Origin of the sequence: Luteimonas sp. 3794 (genome assembly GCF_031456825.1) — a bacterium.
GTDB lineage: Bacteria > Pseudomonadota > Gammaproteobacteria > Xanthomonadales > Xanthomonadaceae > Luteimonas.
In genome coordinates, this window is record NZ_JAVDVJ010000019.1 from 12,416 (window position 1) to 34,948 (window position 22,533).

Consider the following 22,533-nt stretch of genomic DNA (forward strand, 5'->3'; position numbering starts at 1 on the left):
CGCAATGAGTGTGCCCACCGTACCGCCGCCGGACGACGACGCGCCGCTTCCCGTGCCGACGCCGGTGGAACCGCGGCCGCGCGCGTCTACGGCACTGGTGGTGCTGACCACGCTGGCGGTGCTGGTGACACTGTGGGCCGCGCAGGGCGTTTTTCTGCCGGTGCTGCTGGCGATGTTTTTCGCGCTCGTCGGCAATCCCGTGTTGCGTGGTCTGCGCCGGTTGTGGATCCCGCGTTTCCTCGGCGCCTTGCTGGTGCTGTCGGCCGGTCTGGTAGCGGCCGGTGCGCTCGGCGTGCAGCTCTATGGGCCGGCCAGCGAGTGGGTGCAGCAGGCGCCCAAGCAGCTGCGCACGCTGGCACCGAGGCTGCAGTCTATGACCCAGCCCGTGCACCAGGCCAACCAGGCGGCCGAATCCTTCGCGCGGGCCACCGAAAACCGGCCGCAGCGGCGCGTGCAGCTGGTCGAGATCCAGGACAACGCCTCGTGGCGCACCCTGGTTGCGACGCCGAAGATGCTGGCCTCCGTGCTGGCCGTCGTGTTGCTGACGTTCTTCTTCATGGTCTACGGCGAAAACCTGCAGCGCAACGCGATCGCACTGCTGCCGGACCGGCAACGCCGCAAGCTCACGGTCGACATCATGCATTCGATCGAACGCGAGATCTCGCGCTACGTCTTGACGATCTCGATCATCAATACCCTGCTCGGTGCGACCTTCGCCGGTGTACTGCTCTGGATGGGATTCGCCCTGCAGGACGCCCTGCTGTGGGGCACGCTGGTGGCGCTGCTCAACTTCGCGCCGTATGTGGGTCCGTTGATCGGCCTGCTGCTGATGCTGCTGATGGGTTTCATCAGCTATGACGGCGCGTGGCCCACCGCGGCCTGGGCGCCCCTGGTGCCGGCGGCAATCTATCTGCTGTTGCACACGATCGAAGGCCAGTTCGTAACACCGATCGTGCTCGGCCGGCGCATGGCCCTGTCGCCACTGTTGCTGGTGCTGGCGCTGCTGGTGTTCGGTTGGATGTGGGGCATCATCGGCCTGCTGCTCGCGGTGCCACTGCTGGTCTGTGTGAAGCTGGTGCTGCAGCGCGTGGAAGGCTTCGAGGGCTGGGCGCGGCTGCTGGGCTGAGCCGCCGGGCGGCTGCTGCGCGCCGCTGCGGGACGCGCCGTTCCGCAGGGGCAACGGGACCACTCGTTACAATGGCCGCATGACGTTCCCCATCCGCGCCATCACGCTCGATCTCGACGACACCCTGTGGCCGTTCGCGCCGATCGGCGCGCGGGTCGAGCAGACACTGGATGCCTTCCTGCGCGAGCACAGCCCCGCGACGGCGGACATGTATCCGATCGAGAAGATGCGCGATCTGCGCACGCGGGTGTTCGCCGAGAACGCGCACCTGATGCACGACCTGTCCGCGCTGCGGCAGCTCACCATCGAACACGCGCTGCGCGACAGCGGCGGTGATCTGGGCCTGCTGGACGCGGCTTACGAGGTGTTCTACGCCGAGCGCAACAAGGTCGAGTACTACCCCGACAGCCTCGCCGCGCTCGAACGCATTGCGGCGCAGGTGCCGGTGGCGGCGGTGACGAACGGCAATGCGGATCTCGACCGCGTCGGCATCGGCCATCTGTTCGCGTTCACCCTCGGCTCGCGCGAACACGGCGTGGCCAAGCCCGACGCGAGCATCTTCCACGCCGCCTGCGATCGACTGAGCTGCGCGCATGGCGACGTGCTGCACGTCGGCGACCACATCGAGATGGATGTCGCGGGCGCCGCGCGTGCGGGACTGCGCACCTGCTGGATCAACCGCGAAGACAGGCGCTGGGAACACCCGACGCTCGCGCCCGATCTCGAATTCGACATGCTCACCGCGCTCGCCGATTGGCTCGATGCCGTACCGACCGTCGCCGACCGCACCTGACACGCTGCACTTGAAACAGGTTCCCCCAATGACCGACACCACGACCGACCTCTTCGCCACCACCTCGCAGGACGCACGTCCGCTGCACATCGTCGCGCGCGACGGTTACGCCGCCTGGCGCGACACGCAGCCGGCGTCGGTGCAGGCCTGGCTCGATGCGCAGGCCTTCGACGCGGCGCCCGGCGCGCTGGCCCTGTTGCCGGGCGATGGCGGTCTCGAAGGCGCGGTGCTCGGCATCGGCGACGCGCTCGATCCCGACAGCTACGCGCATGCGGTCTACGGCCTGCCGGAAGGCGACTGGCGCGTGGCCGGCGCGCACGACGCGGCGACGCTGCAGCTCGGCTGGGGCCTGGGCGCGTACCGGTTCGCCCGCTACAAGACGACGGCACGCAAGCCGGCGCGGCTCGCGGTCGATGCGCCCGATGCCGAAGCCGTCGACGTGATTGCGGCGACCACGCGCGTGCGCGATCTGGTCAACACGCCGACCGAGCACATGGGCCCCGAACAGATGGAAGCGGTGGTGCGCGAGATCGCGGACGCACACGGCGCGCGCTTCGAGAGCATCGCCGGGGATGCATTGCTCGAACAGAACTTCCCCGCGATCCACGCGGTCGGCCGCGCCTCGCATCGCGCGCCGCGCCTGCTGCACCTGAGCTGGGGCGAGGCGTCGCATCCGCATGTCGCGATCGTCGGCAAGGGCGTGTGCTTCGACACCGGCGGACTCGACATCAAGCCGGCCGACGGCATGCGCAACATGAAGAAGGACATGGGCGGCGCGGCGCATGCGATCGCGCTGGCCGAACTGGTGATGGCGCGCAAGCTGCCGCTGCGCATCACCCTGCTGGTGCCGGCGGTGGAGAACGCGATCGGCCCGGATGCGTTCCGTCCGGGCGACGTCATCGCCACGCGCAAGGGCATCAGCGTCGAGATCGACAACACCGACGCCGAAGGCCGCCTGGTGCTGTGCGATGCGCTGACGTTCGCCGGCGAGCAGTCGCCGGATGCGATTCTCGATTTCGCCACGCTCACCGGCGCGGCGCGCATCGCGCTGGGCCCGGACCTGCCGGCGCTGTTCTGCAACGACGATGTGCTGGCGAATGCCTGGATCGCCGGCGGCGAAGCGACGCGCGACCCGGTGTGGCGCATGCCGCTGTGGCGGCCGTACCTGCGCTACCTCACCAGCGGCATCGCCGACATCGCCAACGCCGGCTCACGCATGGCCGGCTCGGTCACCGCGGCGCTGTATCTCGAGCGCTTCGTGCCGGCGGGCACGCCGTGGGCGCACCTCGACACCTATGCCTGGAACGACAGCAGCCGCGCGGGCCATCCGCAGGGTGGCGAGGCGCTGGGCCTGCGCGCGGCATGGGCGTTGCTGAAGTCGCGCGTCTGAGGCGGCGTCAGCGCAACCAGCCGCGACGCGCGGCGCTGCGCGCGAACAGCCAGACCGCGGCGACGACCAGGATCAGCAGCAGCGGGAACCCGAGGCCGCGCAGCCCGGTCAGCGACCAGACCGGCGTCAGCGCATAGCTGGCCAGCATCTGCACGACGATCGCAACGAATGACACCCGCAACATCGGCTCTGCCCAGCGACGCGCGAACAGCAGCGCGACCGAACCGGCCGATCCCGCCAGCGTCGCCAGACCGAACAACCCGTAGATCCAGACCGGCATCGCCGCATTGATCTGCTGCTGGTCCAGCGGCAGCGCGGCACGCTGTTCGGGCGTCATCGACACCTGCAGCGCGAACACCAGCAGGCCGAACAGGTTCCACAGCAGCGCGGTCAGCGCGACCACACGGGCGCCCAGCGGCATTCGGGTCTGCATCGGGTGGTCCTTGGTCTGCGGCGACGGTGCATAGCGTAGCAGCGAGGGACTTTCGGCCCATCCAAGGGCCGGCGCCTGAAGCGGACACGACGCCGTTGCGGGCGAAGTTCCCGAAGCCGCCGCCGGCAGGCGAAAATGGGCGCTTCGCCGGGCACTGCCCGGTCCTCCATCCGGTCCCCGATGAACGCTTCGACGCAGCTGTCCCCCGACGAGATCCGCAGCCTGTTCGCGCAGGCGATGTCGCGCATGTATCGCGACGAAGTGCCGCTGTACGGCGCGCTGATGGAACTGGTGTCTGAGGTAAACGCTGCGACGCTGGCCGACGATCCCTCGCTCGCCGCGCGCCTGCAGCGCAGCGATGCGCTCGACCGGCTGGATGCCGAGCGGCACGGCGCGATCCGCGTCGGTACGCCGCGCGAACTGGCGACGTTGCGGCGCCTGTTCGCGGTGATGGGCATGCATCCGGTCGGCTACTACGACCTCGCCGTCGCCGGTGTGCCGGTGCATGCGACCGCGTTCCGCCCGGTCGAGGCTGCGGCGCTCGCGCGCAATCCGTTCCGGGTGTTCACCTCGCTGCTGCGGCTGGAACTGATCGAGGACGCCGCGCTGCGCGAGGAAGCCGCTGCAATTCTGGACGCGCGCGAGATCTTCACCCCGCGCGCGCTGGCGTTGATCGAACGCTTCGAGCAGGCCGGCGGCTTGAACGCCGAAGAAGCCGCCGAGTTCGTCGCGCAAGCGCTGGAAACTTTTCGCTGGCACAGCGAAGCCACCGTCTCGCACGCGACCTACCAGGCGCTGCTCTCAGCGCATCGGCTGATCGCCGACGTGGTCTGTTTCCGCGGCCCGCACATCAATCACCTGACGCCGCGCACGCTCGACATCGACGCCGCGCAGGCCGCGATGCAGGCGCGCGGCATCGATGCCAAGGCCGTCATCGAAGGGCCGCCGCGCCGCCGCTGCCCGATCCTGCTGCGCCAGACCAGCTTCAAGGCGCTGCAGGAGCCGGTGCTGTTTCCGGCCGGCGCCAGCGCCGACGCCGGCACGCACACCGCGCGCTTCGGCGAGATCGAACAGCGTGGCCTCGCGCTGACGCCCAAGGGCCGCGCGCTCTACGACAGCCTGCTCGCGCGTGCACGCGATGCCGGCGGCGCAGGCAGCACCGGCGACTACGCCACGCGCCTGGCCGCGGCGTTCAAGGATTTCCCGGACGACGACGACACGCTGCGTCGCGAGGGACTCGGCTATTACCGCTACGCGCTGACCGATGCGGGACGTGCGGATCCATCGGCTGTTGCGCGTGGCAATGTGGACGATGCGATCGCAGCCGGCCTGGTGACGGCCGACCCGGTGGTCTACGAGGATTTCCTGCCGGTCAGCGCGGCCGGCATCTTCCAGTCGAACCTCGGCGGCGGCGAACAGCGCGCCTTTGCGGCGCAATCAAACCGCGACGCGTTCGAGGCGGCGCTGGGTGCGAAGGTGCATGACGAATTTGGGATCTATGCGCGGATCGAGCGGGAGTCGCTGGTGGCGGTGGGGCTGGCGGGCTGAGTCGCTTTCAGCCCTCCCCCGCAGGCGGGGGAGGGAGTAGATCCCGCGCGCGACTGAGTTGTGACTACAACCACCCCTTCTGCCGCGCCAACCGATACGCCTCGATCCGGTTCCCGACACCCAGTTTTCCAATCGCCTCCGACAGGTAGTTGCGTACCGTCCCGTGTGAGAGCTTCAACTGCGCGGCGATCTCGCTGGCGCTCATGCCCTGCCCGGCCAGACGCAACACCTGCCGCTCGCGCTCGCTCAGCGGGTCCGGTTCGCTCCAGGCTTCAAGCGCGAGCTGCGGATCGATCGCGCGGCCGCCTTCGTGCACGCGGCGCAAGGCCTCGGCGAGTTGTTCGGCCGGCGCGTCCTTGAGCAGATAGCCGCCGACACCGGCATCCAGCGCGCGGCGCAGAAAACCTGCGCGCGCGAAGGTGGTGACGATGACCACGCGCACCGGCAGTGCGTGGCGCTGGATGCGCTGTGCGAGTTCGAGGCCGGTCAGGCCTGGCATCTCGATGTCGGTGACGAGGATGTCCGGCGACAGGCGCTGCAACTCGCGCCAGGCTGATTCGCCATCGCCGACGCTGCCGACCACCGACAGATCGTCTTCGAGATTCAGCAGCGCGGTCAGCGCGCCACGCAGCATCGCCTGGTCCTCGGCGATGAGGATGCGGATCGGCGCTTCGGGGGTGGGCATGCGTGGCATGGCGATGACGGTAGCAGCGGGCGTTGCTGGAAAGGCGAGCGGACGCATGCGTTGCGGATCATCCGTCCGGCGCTGCGTGCGTCACGCCCAGCGGAATGACCGCATCGATCCGCGTTCCGTCGGCGCCGCTGTCGATGCGCAACTGGCCACCCACTGCTTCGATGCGCTCGCGCATGCCGGCCAGGCCGTTGCCGGGCACGATCGCACCGCCGCGCCCGTCGTCGCTGACCTGCAACCGGATCGTGTCGCCTTCGCGCGTGAACTGCGCCTGCGCGGTGTGCGCATGCGCGTGGCGTTGCAGGTTGGTCACCGACTCGCGCAACGTCATCGCCAGGGCAGTCTCCACGGCGGGCGACAGGCCGGCGCCCGCGACGTGTTCGTCGAGGCTGTAAGCAAACGCCACGCCATCGGTTTCCAGCAGCAGGCGCGCGGACGCGAGTTCCGCGGCCAGACCTGCGGCGCGGATGCCGCTGACGGCCTGTCGCACCTGGGTCAGCGCATCGCGGGCGATGCCGCCGACCTCGCCGATCTCGCGCTGCGCCCCATTGGGATCGCGCTCGACCAGGCGCGCGGCGAGATCAGCTTTCAGCGCGACCATCGACAGCGTGTGGCCGAGCAGATCGTGCAGGTCGCGGCCGATGCGTTCGCGCTCGCCGACCGCGGCCAGCCGGCGCACCTCGTCGTGCGACAACCGCAGCGCGGCGTCCTGGCGGTTCTTCAGCCGCTCCGCGTGCACCAGCAGACCGATCATCACCGTCGTCACCGGCATCCAGGCCAGCGCCGCCCACGGATAGCCGAGCGCCCGCGCCCAGGTCAGCAGCACCGCGTTGAAGACCATCAGCGCCAGCACGTAACGCCAGACCGACGTGCGCGACAGCGCGCCGAGGAACACGCAGCCGAACACGAAGTAGCTCAGGCCCGACACGTACCAGGGCAGCAGGCCGAAGCACAGCGCAATCATGCCCAGCGCACACCACGGCGAGCGGCGCGCCGGCAACAACAGCGCGCCGGCGAACAGGGCAATGAAGACCGGATACGACAACAGCGTCAGCAGCAACCAGCGCAGGTCGTACCCGTACGGCGAGAACATCGGCACGACGAACACCCACACCGACCAGAACACGTGGATACCTTCGCTCCACGCTGGCCGGCCCTGCCGCAGCGCGGCCCCGATGATGGAATCCGGTGCGGCCCGCAGGCCGGCAAAGGTACGCATCGTCGTGGCGGTGGTGTCGGTCTGCATGTCGCGCAGCGTAGCCATCTCAGGCGCCCGCCAGAAGTGGCGTCCGTGCCGGGCCGTGGCGCTCGGCCTGCATCTCAGCGCAGTTCCACGTCGTCGAGTGCAAAGGCAAATGCGCCGTCGGTCTGGCCGGCGGTCCATGCGATGCCGCGCACCTGCGACAGATCTGCGCCTGCGAACCCGGCGAGCGGCAGGCGCACTTCGGTCCAATTGCTGCCGGCGTCGAAGCGCTGCATCGCCGGCATCGCGCTCGGCGATGCGCCGGAGAACAGCAGGGCGCTGTAGCGGCGCCCGTCGCCACGCACGCGGAACACGAGTTCGCGGCGCGATGACAGATCCGCGGGCTGCATCGCCTGCGCGGCCGGGAAGAAGATCACGCCGGACCACGGGAACGCGAAGCCCGGTTTGATCTCGCCCGAGACCTGCAGCGCACCGGCCGATCCATTCGCGCCGCCGGCGATGCGTGCATGGGCGACGGTCGACGCCCCGCCGGCCATCTGATCGGTGGTCGGCGCCCAGTTGCCGAAGCGCGCATCGAGACCGGCTTCGAAATCGCTGATGCGGGTGTCGCCCGGCACAGCGCCTGCGGTAGCTGCAGCAGCAGCGGGCTGTACGCGTTCGACGCGCGCGCCGTTCTTCCACACGGTGTCGATGCGTCGGGTCGCGGTGATGTCGTCGAGCGGGTTGCCTTCGACCAGCACAAGATCCGCGCGCAGGCCCGGCGCGATGCGGCCACGGTCGGCAATGCCGAAGCGCGCGGCCGGGGCGGACGTCGCCGCGACCAGCGCCTGCTGCGGCGTCAGCCCGGCCTGCACCAGCAATGCGAGTTCGCCATGCAAGCTCGCACCCTGGGCGGTTCCGGGGTTGGGTGCATCGCTGCCGGCAAGAATCGTCACACCTGCCGCATGCAGGCGGCGCACGCTATCGATCGCATCGACGATGCGGCGTGCCCTGGGCCGCGTCGACATGCGCGCGCCGAGACTGTCGCGCTGTTCCTGCGTCAGCCATGGCGACAGCGCCGGATCGTCCGCGAGCCGCCGCCCCGTATCCATGCCTGCCACCGAGGCGATCACCACGAGGGTCGGCACGACGAACACATCACGACCTGCGGCGTCGGCGACAAAGGCGTCGCTGGCGACGGCATCGTCGGCCACGTGCACGAAGCCGTCGATGCCGGCATCCAGCACCTCGCGGGCGCTGGCCTGCGTGGAGGCGTGGGCGACGGCGATGCGCCCGTGCGCGTGCGCCGCGTCGACGACGGCGCGGACCTGTGCGGCGCTCAGCGTCGGCAAGGTGCGGCCCGTCGCGTAGCCGCTGAGATCCTCGACGATGAGCTTGATGAAGTCGTCGCCTTCGGCCAACCGTGCGGCGATGAAGGCCGGAATATCCGTGCCGGCGTCGACGGTCGGCACCGGGAATCCGTACTGCGTGCCGTGCCCGCCGGGCGCGGTGATCGCATAGCCTGCGGCCCACAGGTCGGCGTGGGTGGTCGGCGCAGTGGATTCGCGTTGTGCGCGCAGCGCCGGCAGGCGTTCCGGCGTGCCGTGCATGTCGAGCCCGGTGGTGACGCCGACGCGCAGCATGTCCTGCTGCGCGTCGCCCCAGGCGTGCACGTGCGCGTCGATCAAACCGGGCAGCAGCGTGCGACCTGCGCCATCGATGACGGTGATGCCATCCGGCACCGCGAGGTGGGCGCCGACCGCTTCGATCAGGCCGTCGCGCACCACGACGGTGCCGCGCTCGATGACATCGACGCCATCGAAGATGCGCACGTCACGGATCGCGAATCCAGCACCGGTCGTGCTCACTGCCGGCGCTGCTGCCGGTGGCAGCGTCTGTTCCCGCCCCACCAGCACCACCGCAAGGCCGAGCACTCCCACCAGGGCCGCGACTGCCATCACACCGCGCCAGCGACGCTGGCCGTGCGCACGTGTCTGCATCACTGCGTCCTCCACTGTCGAAGCGGATGGTTTCAGACCGCGCGCGCAAGGCGGCGCAGCGCGAGCACACAGCAGGCCACGGTCACGACGACCAGTACCAGCAGGTGCAGCCACAGCGGCGTGGGTACTGCCTGTCCGGTCGCGCCCAGCGCGACCTGCGCCAGATGCCAGGCCGGCCACACCGGCGCGAGCGTTGTGAACACGGCGGGCAGCATCGACAGCGGCAGCCACAGGCCGGACAGGAAGGCCATCGGCAGGAACAGCAGGTTGACCCAGGCCGGCGCCGCGTTCGCGCTGGAGAGGCTGCCCAGCAGCAGGCCGATCGCGCAGAACGGCAGCGCGCCGAGCACGGTCACCGTCCACAGCAGCGCCCACTGCCCCGGCGCCAGCGACACGCCGCCGAACACCGTTGCCAGCAGCGCAAGCTCCAGCACGATGCCCAGTGCGAACAGCATCGCGATCAGCATCCGCGCGACGAGCCAGGCACTGGGCGGGGCCGGCAGTGCGCGGCGCAGGGCGAAGAAGCCGCGTTCGCGATCGATCGCCAGCGTGACCGAAAAGCCGAACAGGCCCGCGCCCATCGCGCCGAACACGCCGTAGGTCGCCAGCAGGTAACGCGCTGCCTCACCGCTGCCGCGACCGCCGAGCAGCAGGCCGAACATCACATAGAACAGCGCCGGGAACAGCAGCGTCGGAATGATGTACATCGGCTCGCGCAGCAGCCGCAGCAGTTCGCAGCGCGTGTCGAGCAGATAGCAGCGCCACAGGCGCGCGCGCGCGCCGGTCTCGATCGTCATGTCCATCACGCGGCCTCCTGCTTCGAATCGGAGACGGGCTCGCTGGACGCCGTCATCGCGACGAAGGCCTCGGCGAGGCCGGCGCGCTGCACGTCAAGATCGCCGAGCTGCGGATCGGCTTCCAGCAGGCGACGCAGCACCGCCTCGGCCTGCTCGGCCATGACGACGAGCTGCCCATCGACGGTCTCCGCCTTGCGCACGCCCGGCCAGCTCGCGACGACCGCGGGCGGCACGACGCTCGTGCAGCGGATGCGTCGCTGCGCGACCTGCGCGCGGATCTCGCCGACGCTGCCGTCGGCGCGCACACGGCCGGCATCGAGCACGACGACGCGATCAGCCAGTGTCTCGGCTTCTTCCAGGTAATGCGTCGTCAGCAGGATGCCGACACCGTCTGCGACCAGGCTGCGGATCGCACGCCACACCTGCTGGCGTGCGCCGATGTCGAGGCCGGTGGTCGGTTCATCGAGGAACAGCAGCTTCGGTCGCCCGCACAACGCGAGCGCGAACTGCACGCGGCGCTGCTGCCCACCCGACAGCCGGCCGTAACGCCGGTCGAGCAGTCCATCGAGGCCTGCGAGTGCGACGCAGTCGGCGACGCTGCGCGGCTGCGGATACCAGCTGCGCGTCAGTGCGAGCAGTTCGCCGACCTGCAACCGCTCCGGCAACTGCGCTTGCTGCAGCATCACGCCGATGTGCCGGCGCGCTTCGAGATCCGACGGATGCCGCCCGAACAGCGAGACTTCACCGCTGTCGGCGGGCTGCAGGCCGAGCAGGACCTCGATCGCGGTGGTCTTGCCGGCGCCGTTGACGCCGAGCAGCGCGGTGACCTGACCGGATGGCAGCGTGAGATCCACACCATCGAGTGCCTGCACGGCGCCGCGGCGACGTCGCACGCCGCGCAGGCTGGCGAGCGGCGGCAGTGCGTGCAGCGCGGTATCTGCAATGAGCGGGGCTGGGTGCATCGCGGTTCCTCCGAATTCCCCGCAGTTTCGTGCCCGGCACCCGGCGCGTGCAGGCGCAGGCGTCATGCCTTGCAGGTGACACCCGTCAGGTGACCCGCGGGCAGGAAGCGCGCAGACTCGGCCCGGCGCATCGCTGCGCCTGCTTCGCTGTTCGGCGCCCCGTCGGAAACTGACTTCCGGCAGGTTGGATCGCCCGACCCCCGCGGTCACACTCCCGCCTGTCGTCACGTCCTGCTTTACATGGAATCCATGCATACCAAGGCCGACCTGCTCAACGAACTCCGCATCGACCGCAAGGCGCCGCCCGAGCCGCCGTCGCGGCGCGGCCTGTGGATCGCCATCGCGATCGTCGTACTGCTGCTCCTGCTGGTCGCCGGCTGGGCGCTGTTCGGGCGCGATGGCGGCGTCGAGGTACGCACCGCGCCGGTCGTTGCTATCACCGCTGGTGGCGCGAATGCATCGGTGCTCGACGCGACCGGCTACATCGTCGCCCGGCGTACCGCGACGGTGTCGTCGAAGATTACCGGCCGCGTGCGTGAGGTGCTGATCGAGGAAGGTCAACGCGTCGAGGCCGGCGACATCATGGCCACGCTCGATCCGATCGACGCCGATGCGCAGCGCAATCTTTCTGCATCGCAGCTCGCCGCGGCGCGCAGTCAGACCGGCAGCGTGCAGGCGCAGCTGGCGCAGGCCGATGCCGATGCGACGCGCCTGGCCTCACTGGTCGATCAGCAACTGGTGTCGCGCTCGCAGTACGACCAGGCCGTCGCCCAGCGCGATGCGCTGCGCGCGCAGCTGGTCACCGCCCAGCGCAATACGCAGGTCGCGTCCGACTCGCTGGCCATCGCCGATCTCGGCGTCGACAACACCATCGTGCGCGCGCCGTTCGCCGGCATCGTGATCGCGAAGTCCGCGCAGCCGGGCGAGATTGTCTCGCCGCTATCGGCCGGTGGCGGGTTCACCCGCACCGGTATCGGCACGATCGTCGACATGGATTCGCTTGAAGTCGAAGTCGACGTCGGCGAAGCCTTCATCGGCCGCGTGCAGCCGAAGATGCCGGTCGAGGCGACGCTCAATGCCTATCCCGACTGGAAGATTCCCGCCGAGGTCATCGCGATCATCCCGGCCGCCGACCGCGGCAAGGCGACGGTCAAGGTGCGCATCGCCATCAAGCAGAAGGACGCGCGCATCGTGCCGGACATGGGCGTGCGCGTGAGCTTCCTGGAAGCGCCCAAGGCCGACGATGCGCAGCAGCCGCGCGGCGTGCGCGTGCCCGGCGCGGCGATCGTGCAGCGCGACGGCGCCGACGTCGCCTTCGTGCTCGGCGAGGACAACACCGTGACCCGGCAGACGCTCGAGACCGGCATCGCGCTCGGCAACGACCGCCAGGTGCTGTCGGGTGTCAACGCCGGCGACACCGTCGTGCTCGATCCGCCCGAGACGCTGGCCGACGGCGCGAAGGTGCGCATGGCCGCCTCCGACGCCGACAGCCGTTGATCGCACATCACATCCATCGAGCAGCATCCACCCCGGAGCGCGCCATGTCGTCCCTCGTCAGCATCCGCAACCTGCACAAGACCTACCAGCGCGGCCCGGAGAAGGTCGACGTGCTGCACGGTATCGACCTCGAGATTCCGCGTGGCGATTTCGTCGCGCTGATGGGCCCGTCGGGCTCGGGCAAGACCACGCTGCTGAACCTGATCGGCGGCCTGGACACGCCGACCGCGGGCGAGATCGAGATCGAAGGCGAGCGCATCGACCGCATGAGCGCCGGCCAGCTGTCGAACTGGCGCAGCCGCCACGTCGGCTTCGTGTTCCAGTTCTACAACCTGATGCCGATGCTCAACGCGCAGAAGAACGTCGAGCTGCCGCTGCTGCTGACCACCCTGGGCGCCGCCCAGCGCAAGCGCAACGCCGAGATCGCGCTGACCCTGGTGGGCTTGGCCGACCGGCGCACGCACAAGCCCAACGAACTGTCTGGCGGGCAGCAGCAGCGCGTGGCGATCGCGCGGGCGATCGTGTCCGATCCGACCTTCCTGATCTGCGACGAGCCCACCGGCGATCTCGACCGGCAGAGCGCCGAGGAAATCCTCGGCCTGCTGCAGGAACTCAACCGCGAGCACGGCAAGACCATCGTCATGGTGACCCACGACCCGAAGGCCGCCGAGTACGCGACCCACACGATCCACCTCGACAAGGGCGAACTGGTCGACAAGCCGGTCGGCGCGCACTGACCCACCACTTTCCGGAGACGGCACGATGAAATACCTGTCGCTGGTGTGGGCCCAGCTGTTCCGCAGCAAGACGCGGACACTGCTGACATTGCTTTCGGTGGTCGCGACGTTCCTGCTGTTCGGCATGCTCGATTCGGTGCGCGTGGCGTTCAACGCCGGCGGCAGCGTCGACGGCGCCAACCGGCTGATCGTCGCGTCACGGCTGTCGATCACCCAGTCGCTGCCGGTGCGCCTGCAGGCGGAGATCGAAGCGATCCCGGGCGTGCAGCAGGTGACGTACGCGATGTGGTTCGGCGGCATCTACCAGGACCAGCGCAACTTCTTCCCCAACTTCTCGGTCGCGCCGAACTTCTTCGACGTCTACGGCGAGTACGAGGTGCCGCCCGACCAGCTGCAGGCCTTCCGCGACACGCGCACCGGCGCGGCCGTCGGCGAGGCGCTGGCGAACAAGTTCGGCTGGAAGATCGGCGACACGATCCCGCTGCAGGCGACGATCTTCCCGCGCGGCGGCAGCAACGACTGGCCACTGGAACTCAAGGCGATCTTCCGCGCCAAAGACCGCGGCAACGTCGGCGCGGAGAACCAGTTGATGATGAACTGGGCCTACTTCGACGAGTCCAACGACTACATCAAGAACCAGGTCAGCTGGTTCACCGTGCAGCTCGCGAATGCGGACCAGGCCTCGCGCGTGGCCCAGGCGATCGACGCGATCTCGGCCAATTCCGACCGCGAGACCAAGTCGCAGACCGAATCGGCGTTCCAGCAGGCCTTCGCCAAGCAGTTCGCCGACATCGGCCTGATCGTCACGGCGATCATGGGCGCGGTGTTCTTCACCCTGCTGCTGCTCACCGGCAACACGATGGCGCAGGCGGTGCGCGAACGTATTCCGGAACTCGCGACCTTGAAGACACTCGGCTTCAGCGACGGCACCGTGCTGGTGCTGGTGATGGTGGAATCGGTGCTGCTGGTGGTGATCGGCGGGCTGGTCGGCCTGGGGCTGGCCGCGGCGATCATGCCCGGGGTCAGCGCGGCCAGCGGCGGCGTGATCGCGCTGCCGACGGTGCCGGCGCAGACGTGGTTGATCGGACTGGGCCTGATGATCGGCATCGGCATCATCGTCGGCGTGCTGCCGGCGCTGCGCGCGCAGCGGCTGAAGATCGTCGACGCGCTCGCGGGACGCTGACGTCATGGCCCATCGCACTTCCTTCCGCTGCACGACCAACCGGATCGGACCGACATGAAAAGCCCGTGGCTCTGGAACCTGCTGTCGATCGTCGCGCTGATCGTCGGCCTCGTGGTGTGGGTGCTGCTGCCCTGGTACGGCGTGCTGGCGATCGCGGTCGCCATCGCGCTGTGGCTGGTGCTGACGCGCGGCGGCCGGCTGGCCCTGGCAGCGGCGCGTATCGGCATCAGCAGCCTGCCGCAGCGCTGGGGTGCGTCATCGGTGATCGTGGTCGGCATCGCCGGTGTGGTCGGTGTGCTGGTGGCGATGCTGGCGATGGGCGAAGGCTTCAAGGCGACGCTCAACAGCACCGGCGACGACACTTCGGCGATCGTGCTGCGCGGCGGCTCGCAGGCCGAGACCAATTCGGTGATCACCCGCGACCAGGTGCCGCTGATCGGCACGCTGGCCGGCATCGCCCGCGACGCGCAGGGCCGGCCGTTGCTGTCGCCGGAGCTGTCGCAGGTGGTCAATCTGCCGTCGAAGGCCGACGGCACCGACGTCAACGCGCAGTTCCGCGGTGTCGGCGAACTGGCCTGGGCGGTGCGCGACAAGGTCCAGGTGATCGAAGGCCGCAGGTTCGAGCCGGGCCTGCGTGAGATCGTCGTCGGCCAGGGCGCGCGCAGCCAGTTCCGCGGGCTCGAAGTCGGCAGGACGTTGACGCTCGGCAACCAGCAATGGACCGTGGTCGGCGTGTTCGCCTCCGGCGATGCACACGATTCGGAGCTGTGGACCGATGCCGAGACGCTCGGCTCCACCTACAACCGCAGCGCCTACCAGTCGATCACCGTGCGCACCGACGGCACCGACGGCTTCACCGCGTTCAAGACCGCGATGGACGCCGATCAGCGCCTGAAACTCGACGTCTCGACCACGCGCGCCTACTACGGCAAGCAATCCGGTCAGCTGGCAACGCTGATCAATGTGCTGGGCACGGTGATCGGCGCGATCATGGCGGTCGGCGCCGTGTTCGGCGCGCTCAATACGATGTACGCCGCCGTCGCCGGCCGCGCACGAGAGATCGCGACGATGCGCGCGATCGGTTTCCGCGGCCTGCCGGTGGTGGTGGCGGTGATGCTGGAGACGATGCTGCTCGCCCTGCTCGGCGGCCTGCTCGGTGGGCTGCTCGCGTGGAGCATCTTCAACGGCTACAGCGTCAGCACGCTGGGCAGCAACTTCAGCCAGGTGGTATTCCAGTTCAAGGTGTCTCCCGAGCTGCTGTGGAACGGGCTGAAATGGGCGCTGGGCATCGGCCTGGTCGGCGGCCTGTTCCCGGCTCTGCGCGCCGCGCGCCTGCCCGTCACCGCAGCTTTGCGCGCGACATGAGTGCCGCATCGCCGGATACGTTGTCGAACGCCGACATCGCACGCGAGATTCAGTCGCTGCAGAAGCGCGCGTTCGAGCGCTACGAGGACGCCGCGCTGCGCGCCGAGGCCGATCCGGCGCGCGCGGAGGCTATCTACGCCCAGGCCGAACGCGACACCGCCCCCTGGATCGCACGCGCCACTGCGCTCAACGACGAACGCGTCGCCCGCTATCGGCGGCGTGCGAAACGCTGGCGCAACGCAGCGCTGGTGATCGGTGTCGTGGGTGCGATGGTCGTGATGTGGATGATGACGCGTGCGGGCTGATTGGCACCCGTAGGAGCGCGCTCGCGCGCGATGTGTCGATCCAGGAAATCTGCACTCGTGACGGCAGAGGGGTGACCGGGCGCCTGATGCTTGAAGACGCCATCAAAGCGCCGCAACGTCTAGGGAAGGTCTGAACAATTCCGCTTTGGCCGTCATTCCCGCGAAGGCGGGAATCCAGCGTCTTCGGTTTTCAAAGGCTTGAAGTCTCTGGATCCCCGCCTTCGCGGGGATGACGGCAGTCATTCAGACCTTCCCTAGCACGCTAGACCCCGCGATCCAGCAGCCCGTCCGCCAGCGCCTGCTGCACGTCATCCGGTGTGTCGATGTCCTGCGCGAGCGACGGCGCCTGCAGCCGGAACAGCTCCTCTTCCGGCAACGCCGCCAGCAGCGACCCGAATCCCCGATCACCTTGCAGCGCATCCACCTGCGCGAACACAGTGTGCGACAGCACCGCCGGCGCGCCGGGCCGCTCGCCGTGCATCACCGCTGCGCAGCCCGAGCGCACGCTGCGCGATCCATCGAGTAATGCGCGCAGATGCAGCGCGTTGAGCGCGGGCTGGTCGATACCGGTCACGAGCACCGGCCCGGGATGCGCCTGCAGCGCGCGCGATGCGGCCATGAGGCTGGCAGACAGCCCCTCGCGCCAGTCCGGCACCTCATGCAGTTCGACGAAGCTGTGCGGCGACGGGGCGAGCTCGGAAGCGACGTCATCGTGATACGCGCCGAGCATCACCACGAGCCGGCAGGGATGAGTGTCGGCGACCAGCCGCACCACGCGCGCGACCAGGCTTTCGCCACCGTGACGCAGCAGTTGTTTCGGCCGGCCGAGCCGTGTGCTGCCACCGGCGGCGAGCACGATCGCGGCATGCGCAACGGTCATCAGATGGGTTTCGGGGCGAAGGGTCGACATGGCCGCACTGTGCCAGAAGCCCGGTGCAGCGACCGGCGCACGCTGATGAACGGCGACCGTCTGTCATGCAGTTGTCATCGCAGTGCGATAGCGACGCCCGGGGGCGCGTCGATAGTCTGCGCGGCCGCCCCGCTCCCGCCCCCCGCCATGCTTCGCCTTGCCGTCCTCCTCGCCGCCTGCCTGCTCGTCGCCGGATTCTCGTCATGGCCGGGCATGGCGCATTCGCTGGCATCGAAGCTGGTCGCGCCGCCGGGAGCATCGCCGCTGTTGCAGACCGATCGTGTCGACGCCGCTTTTGCGCGACTGCCAAACCGCAGCGGTCACGTCACCACGAGCGACGGCGTGCCGCTGTTCTGGCGCGCGCTCGATCCCGGCGACTACGGCATGGACTACGCATGGACGCGACCGGCAGACGATCCGCACGGCATCGACTTCTCGCTCGATTTCCATGCCCCCTCCGCGCCGTCCGCCACGCCGCGCGGCACGGTGGTGCTGCTGCACGGCTGGATGATGGATGGCGGCTCGCTGCTGCCGTGGTCGATCGCGCTGGCCGAAGCCGGCTATCGCACGATCACCCTCGACCTGCGCAATCACGGCCGCTCGGGCCATGCGCCCTCGGGCTACGGCACGCGCGAGGCCGGGGACGTCGTCGACGCGGTCGTCGCGCTCCGCGAGCGCGGCGAGATCGCCGGCCCGCTGCACGTGTTCGGCGTGTCCTACGGCGCCGCGACCGCCCTGTTCGCGGCGGCCGATCCGCGCCTGCAGGCCGAACGCATCGTCGCGCTGGAATCCTTCGACAATGCCGGCGCCGCAATCCGCGACATGGTGCCGCACATGCTGGGCGAAACCGGCGGCAGCTGGCACGCGCAACTGACCCGCCGCTGGCTGCGTTGGCGCATCGATGCCTCGGTGCTGGATGCGGCGATCACACGCGCCGGCGACACGCTGTCCCTGCCGCTCGACGGCGTCGATGTCGGCACCGCGCTCGCACAGGCGCCGGGCTGCGTGCTGCTGGTGCACGGCGATGCGGATCGCCATGTACCGGTCGAACACGGCCGTGCACTCGCGGCCGCGATGCCCGGCGCGCGCTATCTGGAACTCGCCGGCGAAGATCACCTGAGCCTGCCGATGCGGCTCGATACGCTAGCGCCGACCGTCGTCGACTGGTTCGACGCGGCGACGTGTCCGCAGACCGCGCTCGCCGCCCGCTAAACCCGACTGTAGGAGCGCGCTTGCGCGCGATGGGCTCTCCCGGCAACGCTGCATCGCGCGCAAGCGCGCTCCTACATCGGGATACCGCGCCGATTACGCCTGCTGCGCGACGATCCGCCGGCGCGACTGCAGATAACCGTCGACCGCGAACACCACCAGCCCCACCCAGATGAAACCGAAGCCGATCGCACGGTCGATGCCGAAGGCTTCGCCGAAGAAGAACACACCCAGCAGCAACTGCAGCGTCGGGCCGATGTACTGCAGCAGGCCGATGATCGTCAGCGGCACGCGTCGCACCGCATAGGCGAAGCAGATCAACGGAATCGCGGTCAGCGCGCCACCGAGCACCAGCAGCACGTCGGTCCAGCCACCCCAGCGCAGGGAGAAGAACCCGCCGCCGCCCTGGGTTTCGAACCACACGAGGGCGAGCAGTGCGGGACCGAACACGAACAGGTTCTCGACGCCCAGTCCCTGCACCGCTTCGACCGCGGCGAACTTGCGGATCAGTCCGTACAGCGCAAACGAAGTCGCCAGGCACAGCGCGATCCACGGAAAACTGCCGTAGTTGAAGGTCAGCCACGCGACGCCGCCACCGGCGAGCGCGACCGCGATCCACTGCGGCAGCGACAACCGCTCGCGCAGGAACACCACACCGATGACCACGTTGAGCAGCGGATTGATGAAGTAGCCCAGGCTCGCTTCGACCACGTGGCCGCTGTTGACGGCCCAGACGTACAGCGCCCAGTTCGCCGCGATCAGGCAACCGGACATCGCGAGCATGCCGGCGAGCTTCGGTTGCGCGAGGATCTCGCGCAACCAGCCGCGGCCCTGGCGGATGGTCAGGAACGCGGCGACGAGGATCGCGCACCAGATCGAGCGGTGCAGCACGATCTGCAGCGACGGCACCTCCCGCAGCAGATACCAGTACAGCGGCATCAGACCCCAGATCACGAAGGCCGCGACTGCGATCCACAGGCCGCGGCGGCTTTGCGCGGCGTCGATCATGGCTCTTCTCCAGCGACTGCCGCAGCCGGTGTCGGGACGGGCTTCTTCGCGCGCGCGCGGCCCAGCGTGATCGCGACCACGGCGACCAGGATCACCGCCATCGCGCCGAGATCGTTGACGTGGAAGCGCTCCGACGCGAGCCACGCACCGAGCAGCACCGCGATTGCCGGATTGACGTAGGCGTAGCTGCCGGCGAGCGTCGGGCGCACGTTGTGCAGCAGCCACACGTAGGCAGTGAAGCCGATGATCGAACCGAACGAGGCGAGATACGCGACCGACAGCGTGCCCTTGAGCGTCGGCAGCTCGGCGAAGCGCTCGCCGATCAGCAGGCCCACCGCGAGGATGATCACGCCGCCGGCGAGCATCTGCGCGGCGGCCGCCATGAACGGCGACGGCAGATCGCGGCCGCGGCTCCACACCGAGCCGAACGCCCAGGCGAGCGGCGCGATCAACAAGGCGATGAGGCCGGTCGGCGTCGCGGTCAACGAACTGCCTGCGTTGAGCCACAGCACGCCGGCGAAACCGACCGCGAGGCCGGCCCATTCGATGCGCGACGGCCGATCACCGCGGATCGCTGCGAACAGCGCGATCCAGATCGGCGCCGACGCGACCGCGACCGCGGCGAGACCCGACGACACGCTCTGTTCGGCGATGCAGACCATGCCGTTGCCCAGACCGAGCAGCAGCACGCCCATCGCGAGCAGGGTCTTCCACTGTTTGCGCGTCGGCGCCGGCGCACCGCGCAGCCGCAGCGCCGCGTACATCAGTCCACCGGCAACGATGAAACGCATGCCCGCCATCAACAGCGGCGGATAACCACCCTCGAGGGCGAAGCGGATCGCGAGATAGGTCGACCCCCAGACGAGATAGACGGCCGCCAGCGCCAGCGCGATGGCCAGGACCGAGGCGGGACGCGACACCGGCGCGACGCTCATGGGGCTTCCGAAAGAGGAGACGACCGCGGATGCGGGAGCGGAATTCTACGCCTGCGGCCCGTTGCACGGCTGGAACGGTGGTGTTGCAGTCCTGCTGTAGGCGCGCGCTTGCGCGCGATGCGGCGTGACCGAGGAAAGCCCGATCGCGCGCAAGCGCGCGCCTACAGATATGAAAAAGCCGCCGCGATCACTCGCGGCGGCTTCGTCTTCGAACATGTCAGCGAATCAGCGCGCCCAGCGACCCGGCGCGGTCGAGACCGGCAACACCGTCGCCGACAGACCGCGGTCCGCATTGAGCAGGCGCACCGCGTCGGCCAGGATCGCCGCCGACTCGCGCAGCAGTGGATCCGGACGATCCTCGGCCGCCTTTTCAAGGCGGTTTTGCTGGGCGATCGCGCGCTCGTTGGCCTGCAAGCCGTCGTCGTCGGAATCCTCGGCGAGCGGATCGAGCTCCAGACCCAGCGCGCGACGCTCTTCCTGCCGCACCCGGCGCTTCTCGGTCTGGCGGTCGCGCTCGGCGCGGCGCTCGGCCTCGTTGAGCGAGACGAACTTCTTCTCGCGCTCGGCACGGAACTCGGCGATGTCCTCGGCCCACCAGACGAATTCCTTGTCCGTGGCCACGCGACTGTCGTGCAGTTGCTCAAGTTGCGGCAGCAGCGGCGCGAAATCGCCGTACTGGGTGTGCGGCACCGCGGCGATGCGCGTCCACGGCAATGCATTGTCGTAGGTGCTCTCGCCGAACTCGGTCGCATCGACCGTCACCGGGAAATGGATATCCGGCTCGACGCCCTTGTTCTGTGTGCTGCTGCCGCCCGGCAGGAAGAACTGCGCGATGGTCAGCTTGACCTGGCCGAAGCGCTTGGTCTCGTTCGCCGGCCAGCGGTCGAGATCGACCAGGTTCTGCACCGTGCCCTTGCCGAAGGTGGTCTCGCCGATGATCAGACCGCGGCCGTAATCCTGGATGGCACCGGCCACGATCTCCGACGCCGAGGCCGAACCGCGGTTGATCAGCACGGCCAGCGGACCGTCCCAGGCCACGCCCGGAGTGCGATCGCCCTGCACGCCGACGCGGCCACCGGCCTCGCGGACCTGCACCACCGGGCCCTGGTCGATGAAGAGACCGGTCAGTTCGACCGCCTCGTTGAGCGAGCCGCCGCCGTTGTTGCGCAGGTCGAGCACGACGCCGTCGACCTTCTTCGCCTTGAACTCTTCGAGCAGCCGCGCGACGTCGCGCGTCGCTGACGCGTACTCGCCATCACGGTTCCGGCGACCTTCGAAGTCCTGGTAGAACGCCGGCAGCTTGATCACGCCGATCTGCTTCTCGCGTCCGCCTTCGGTGTCCGCCGGCAGGGTGAGCGTCTGGGCCTTGGCCGCCTGCTCTTCCAGGCGCACGCGGGCACGGGTGAGCGTGATGCGCACCGGCTCGCTGTCGAGCGTGGCCTCGGCCGGCACCACGTCCAGGCGCACCTGGGTGTCCTTCGGCCCCTTGATCTTGTCGACCACATCGTCGATGCGCCAGCCGATCACGTCTTCCATCGGCCCGTTGGTGCCCTGGCCGACGCCGACGATGCGGTCGCCCGGCTTGAAGCGGTTGCTGATCGCAGCCGGACCACCGGGGATGACCTCGCGGATCACGACCACGTCGTCCTGCTTCTGCAACTGCGCGCCGATGCCTTCGAGCGACAGCGACATGCTCTGGTTGAACAGGCGCGCCGCGCGCGGATTGAAGTAATCGGTGTGCGGGTCGATCGAGCCGGTGTAGGCATTGAGGAAGCTGCTGAAGGCGTCCTCGTCGTTGAGCGCAGCCACGGTGTTCGCGGTGTTGAGGTAGCGACGGTCGAGCGTCTTGCGGATCTCGTCGTCGGCCTTGCCGGCGAGCTTCAGGCGCAGCCAGTCGTTGCGCACCGACTGGCGCCACAGGGCGTCGAGTTCCGCCGCATCGGCGGCCCACGGCGCGTCCTCGCGGTCGTATTCCCAGCGGTCGCTGCCGCTGAAATCGAAGATGTCCTGCTTGAGCAGTTCGCGCGCACCGGTGATGCGCTCGTTGACGCGCTGCTTGTACAGCGCGAAGACCTCCAGCGCCGGCGCCACGTCGCCGTCCCGCACGGCGGCACCCATGCCCGAACGGAGCGGTTCGAAGCGGGCGATGTCCTGCTGGGTGAAGAACAGCTTGCCGGCATCGAGCGTCTCGAAATAGCGATCGAAGATCTCGCCCGAGAGACTGCCGTCGAGCGCGCGCGGACGATAGGCGTAGCGGCTGTCGGACAGCAATCCGTAGACGAGCTTCGAGGCTGCCACCTGGTCGGCATTGGGCGTCGCCGGTGCACTGGCGATGGCGTCGGGCCTGGCCATCAACGCGAGCGGCACCGCCAGCGCGAGAGCGATCAGGGAGCCGGAAACGACGCGGGAAGCTTTCATGCAGGGTCCTGGATTGCGGATGCGGTCATCATGCGACAAGCCT

At 69.1% G+C, this 22,533-nt stretch carries 20 protein-coding genes; 10 read left to right on the forward strand and 10 right to left on the reverse strand.

Annotation, left to right across the window (positions count from 1 at the left end; translation table 11 throughout):
* Positions 1-4: 4 nt before the first annotated feature.
* The 3 genes from J2X52_RS16795 to J2X52_RS16805 all read left to right on the forward strand — a co-directional run bounded on the left by J2X52_RS16795 (position 5) and on the right by J2X52_RS16805 (position 3,309).
* Positions 5-1,126 carry an AI-2E family transporter gene (locus J2X52_RS16795; protein ID WP_310156076.1) on the forward strand — a complete coding sequence of 374 codons (1,122 nt, stop codon included), beginning with the start codon at positions 5-7 and terminating at the stop codon, positions 1,124-1,126.
* A gap of 79 nt (positions 1,127-1,205) precedes the next feature.
* A complete protein-coding gene (locus J2X52_RS16800; protein WP_310156078.1) occupies positions 1,206-1,919 on the forward strand; it encodes an HAD-IA family hydrolase in 714 nt (237 codons plus the stop codon).
* 28 nt (positions 1,920-1,947) lie between these two features.
* Positions 1,948-3,309, forward strand: a complete 1,362-nt coding sequence (locus J2X52_RS16805; protein WP_310156081.1) for a leucyl aminopeptidase family protein — start codon at positions 1,948-1,950, stop codon at positions 3,307-3,309.
* 7 nt (positions 3,310-3,316) lie between these two features.
* On the opposite strand, the gene J2X52_RS16810 is transcribed toward J2X52_RS16805, so the two are convergent.
* The gene (locus tag J2X52_RS16810; protein ID WP_310156084.1) at positions 3,317-3,742 is read right to left on the reverse strand and encodes a hypothetical protein; all 426 of its coding nucleotides are present in this window, start codon (positions 3,740-3,742) and stop codon (positions 3,317-3,319) included.
* Between the two features lie 180 nt (positions 3,743-3,922).
* On the opposite strand from J2X52_RS16810, the gene J2X52_RS16815 reads away from it, so the two are divergent.
* A complete protein-coding gene (locus J2X52_RS16815) occupies positions 3,923-5,290 on the forward strand; it encodes a VOC family protein (protein ID WP_310156087.1) in 1,368 nt (455 codons plus the stop codon).
* A 64-nt stretch (positions 5,291-5,354) separates the two neighbouring features.
* Here J2X52_RS16815 and J2X52_RS16820 read toward each other — a convergent pair whose 3' ends face one another.
* The 5 genes from J2X52_RS16820 to J2X52_RS16840 all read right to left on the reverse strand — a co-directional run bounded on the left by J2X52_RS16820 (position 5,355) and on the right by J2X52_RS16840 (position 10,923).
* Entirely contained in the window at positions 5,355-5,975 is a 621-nt protein-coding gene (locus tag J2X52_RS16820; RefSeq protein ID WP_310156179.1) for a response regulator transcription factor, read from the reverse strand.
* Between the two features lie 67 nt (positions 5,976-6,042).
* Complete coding sequence (locus J2X52_RS16825; RefSeq protein ID WP_310156090.1) at positions 6,043-7,245, reverse strand: sensor histidine kinase; 1,203 nt, start codon at positions 7,243-7,245, stop codon at positions 6,043-6,045.
* A gap of 56 nt (positions 7,246-7,301) precedes the next feature.
* Positions 7,302-9,164, reverse strand: coding sequence for a CIA30 family protein (locus tag J2X52_RS16830; RefSeq protein ID WP_310156093.1), 1,863 nt, complete (start codon positions 9,162-9,164; stop codon positions 7,302-7,304).
* A gap of 32 nt (positions 9,165-9,196) precedes the next feature.
* A complete protein-coding gene (locus J2X52_RS16835; RefSeq protein WP_310156097.1) occupies positions 9,197-9,967 on the reverse strand; it encodes an ABC transporter permease in 771 nt (256 codons plus the stop codon).
* Positions 9,967-10,923: an ABC transporter ATP-binding protein gene (locus tag J2X52_RS16840; RefSeq protein WP_310156099.1), complete on the reverse strand. Its 957-nt coding sequence runs from the start codon at positions 10,921-10,923 to the stop codon at positions 9,967-9,969. Before J2X52_RS16840 ends, J2X52_RS16835 begins: the two co-directional genes overlap by 1 nt.
* A gap of 249 nt (positions 10,924-11,172) precedes the next feature.
* On the opposite strand from J2X52_RS16840, the gene J2X52_RS16845 reads away from it, so the two are divergent.
* From J2X52_RS16845 to J2X52_RS16865, 5 genes are read left to right on the forward strand one after another with little or no spacing between them, the layout of a single operon-like run.
* Positions 11,173-12,420: an efflux RND transporter periplasmic adaptor subunit gene (locus J2X52_RS16845; RefSeq protein WP_310156102.1), complete on the forward strand. Its 1,248-nt coding sequence runs from the start codon at positions 11,173-11,175 to the stop codon at positions 12,418-12,420.
* A 44-nt stretch (positions 12,421-12,464) separates the two neighbouring features.
* Complete coding sequence (locus tag J2X52_RS16850; protein WP_310156105.1) at positions 12,465-13,157, forward strand: ABC transporter ATP-binding protein; 693 nt, start codon at positions 12,465-12,467, stop codon at positions 13,155-13,157.
* Positions 13,158-13,182: 25 nt separating this feature from the next.
* Positions 13,183-14,340 (forward strand): FtsX-like permease family protein, encoded by a 1,158-nt coding sequence (locus J2X52_RS16855; RefSeq protein WP_310156108.1) that lies wholly within the window; start codon positions 13,183-13,185, stop codon positions 14,338-14,340.
* Between the two features lie 54 nt (positions 14,341-14,394).
* Positions 14,395-15,705 (forward strand): ABC transporter permease, encoded by a 1,311-nt coding sequence (locus tag J2X52_RS16860; protein WP_310156111.1) that lies wholly within the window; start codon positions 14,395-14,397, stop codon positions 15,703-15,705.
* Entirely contained in the window at positions 15,702-16,010 is a 309-nt protein-coding gene (locus J2X52_RS16865; RefSeq protein ID WP_310156113.1) for a hypothetical protein, read from the forward strand. The genes J2X52_RS16860 and J2X52_RS16865 overlap by 4 nt, the downstream gene beginning before the upstream one ends.
* 262 nt (positions 16,011-16,272) lie before the next feature.
* Here the strand turns inward: J2X52_RS16865 and J2X52_RS16870 are convergent, their stop codons facing one another.
* Positions 16,273-16,920, reverse strand: a complete 648-nt coding sequence (locus J2X52_RS16870; RefSeq protein WP_310156115.1) for a nucleotidyltransferase family protein — start codon at positions 16,918-16,920, stop codon at positions 16,273-16,275.
* Between the two features lie 147 nt (positions 16,921-17,067).
* On the opposite strand from J2X52_RS16870, the gene J2X52_RS16875 reads away from it, so the two are divergent.
* Positions 17,068-18,132: an alpha/beta fold hydrolase gene (locus J2X52_RS16875; protein ID WP_310156118.1), complete on the forward strand. Its 1,065-nt coding sequence runs from the start codon at positions 17,068-17,070 to the stop codon at positions 18,130-18,132.
* Positions 18,133-18,225: 93 nt separating this feature from the next.
* On the opposite strand, the gene rarD is transcribed toward J2X52_RS16875, so the two are convergent.
* From rarD to J2X52_RS16890, 3 genes are all read right to left on the reverse strand, one after another.
* Positions 18,226-19,137, reverse strand: a complete 912-nt coding sequence (rarD, locus tag J2X52_RS16880) for an EamA family transporter RarD (RefSeq protein ID WP_310156123.1) — start codon at positions 19,135-19,137, stop codon at positions 18,226-18,228.
* Positions 19,134-20,072 carry a drug/metabolite exporter YedA gene (gene yedA / locus J2X52_RS16885; RefSeq protein WP_310156126.1) on the reverse strand — a complete coding sequence of 313 codons (939 nt, stop codon included), beginning with the start codon at positions 20,070-20,072 and terminating at the stop codon, positions 19,134-19,136. The genes rarD and yedA overlap by 4 nt, the downstream gene beginning before the upstream one ends.
* Positions 20,073-20,297: 225 nt before the next feature.
* Positions 20,298-22,490: a carboxy terminal-processing peptidase gene (locus J2X52_RS16890; protein ID WP_310156129.1), complete on the reverse strand. Its 2,193-nt coding sequence runs from the start codon at positions 22,488-22,490 to the stop codon at positions 20,298-20,300.
* Positions 22,491-22,533 lie beyond the last annotated feature (43 nt).

What these genes read in the sequence shown, in the direction of transcription:
- J2X52_RS16795 (WP_310156076.1), top strand. Translation starts at nt 5, where the DNA reads ATGAGTGTGCCCACCGTACCGCCGCCGGACGACGACGCGCCGCTTCCC.
- J2X52_RS16800 (WP_310156078.1), top strand. Translation starts at nt 1,206, where the DNA reads ATGACGTTCCCCATCCGCGCCATCACGCTCGATCTCGACGACACCCTG.
- J2X52_RS16805 (WP_310156081.1), top strand. Translation starts at nt 1,948, where the DNA reads ATGACCGACACCACGACCGACCTCTTCGCCACCACCTCGCAGGACGCA.
- J2X52_RS16810 (WP_310156084.1), bottom strand. Translation starts at nt 3,742, where the DNA reads ATGCAGACCCGAATGCCGCTGGGCGCCCGTGTGGTCGCGCTGACCGCG.
- J2X52_RS16815 (WP_310156087.1), top strand. Translation starts at nt 3,923, where the DNA reads ATGAACGCTTCGACGCAGCTGTCCCCCGACGAGATCCGCAGCCTGTTC.
- J2X52_RS16820 (WP_310156179.1), bottom strand. Translation starts at nt 5,975, where the DNA reads ATGCCCACCCCCGAAGCGCCGATCCGCATCCTCATCGCCGAGGACCAG.
- J2X52_RS16825 (WP_310156090.1), bottom strand. Translation starts at nt 7,245, where the DNA reads ATGGCTACGCTGCGCGACATGCAGACCGACACCACCGCCACGACGATG.
- J2X52_RS16830 (WP_310156093.1), bottom strand. Translation starts at nt 9,164, where the DNA reads ATGCAGACACGTGCGCACGGCCAGCGTCGCTGGCGCGGTGTGATGGCA.
- J2X52_RS16835 (WP_310156097.1), bottom strand. Translation starts at nt 9,967, where the DNA reads ATGGACATGACGATCGAGACCGGCGCGCGCGCGCGCCTGTGGCGCTGC.
- J2X52_RS16840 (WP_310156099.1), bottom strand. Translation starts at nt 10,923, where the DNA reads ATGCACCCAGCCCCGCTCATTGCAGATACCGCGCTGCACGCACTGCCG.
- J2X52_RS16845 (WP_310156102.1), top strand. Translation starts at nt 11,173, where the DNA reads ATGCATACCAAGGCCGACCTGCTCAACGAACTCCGCATCGACCGCAAG.
- J2X52_RS16850 (WP_310156105.1), top strand. Translation starts at nt 12,465, where the DNA reads ATGTCGTCCCTCGTCAGCATCCGCAACCTGCACAAGACCTACCAGCGC.
- J2X52_RS16855 (WP_310156108.1), top strand. Translation starts at nt 13,183, where the DNA reads ATGAAATACCTGTCGCTGGTGTGGGCCCAGCTGTTCCGCAGCAAGACG.
- J2X52_RS16860 (WP_310156111.1), top strand. Translation starts at nt 14,395, where the DNA reads ATGAAAAGCCCGTGGCTCTGGAACCTGCTGTCGATCGTCGCGCTGATC.
- J2X52_RS16865 (WP_310156113.1), top strand. Translation starts at nt 15,702, where the DNA reads ATGAGTGCCGCATCGCCGGATACGTTGTCGAACGCCGACATCGCACGC.
- J2X52_RS16870 (WP_310156115.1), bottom strand. Translation starts at nt 16,920, where the DNA reads ATGTCGACCCTTCGCCCCGAAACCCATCTGATGACCGTTGCGCATGCC.
- J2X52_RS16875 (WP_310156118.1), top strand. Translation starts at nt 17,068, where the DNA reads ATGCTTCGCCTTGCCGTCCTCCTCGCCGCCTGCCTGCTCGTCGCCGGA.
- rarD (WP_310156123.1), bottom strand. Translation starts at nt 19,137, where the DNA reads ATGATCGACGCCGCGCAAAGCCGCCGCGGCCTGTGGATCGCAGTCGCG.
- yedA (WP_310156126.1), bottom strand. Translation starts at nt 20,072, where the DNA reads ATGAGCGTCGCGCCGGTGTCGCGTCCCGCCTCGGTCCTGGCCATCGCG.
- J2X52_RS16890 (WP_310156129.1), bottom strand. Translation starts at nt 22,490, where the DNA reads ATGAAAGCTTCCCGCGTCGTTTCCGGCTCCCTGATCGCTCTCGCGCTG.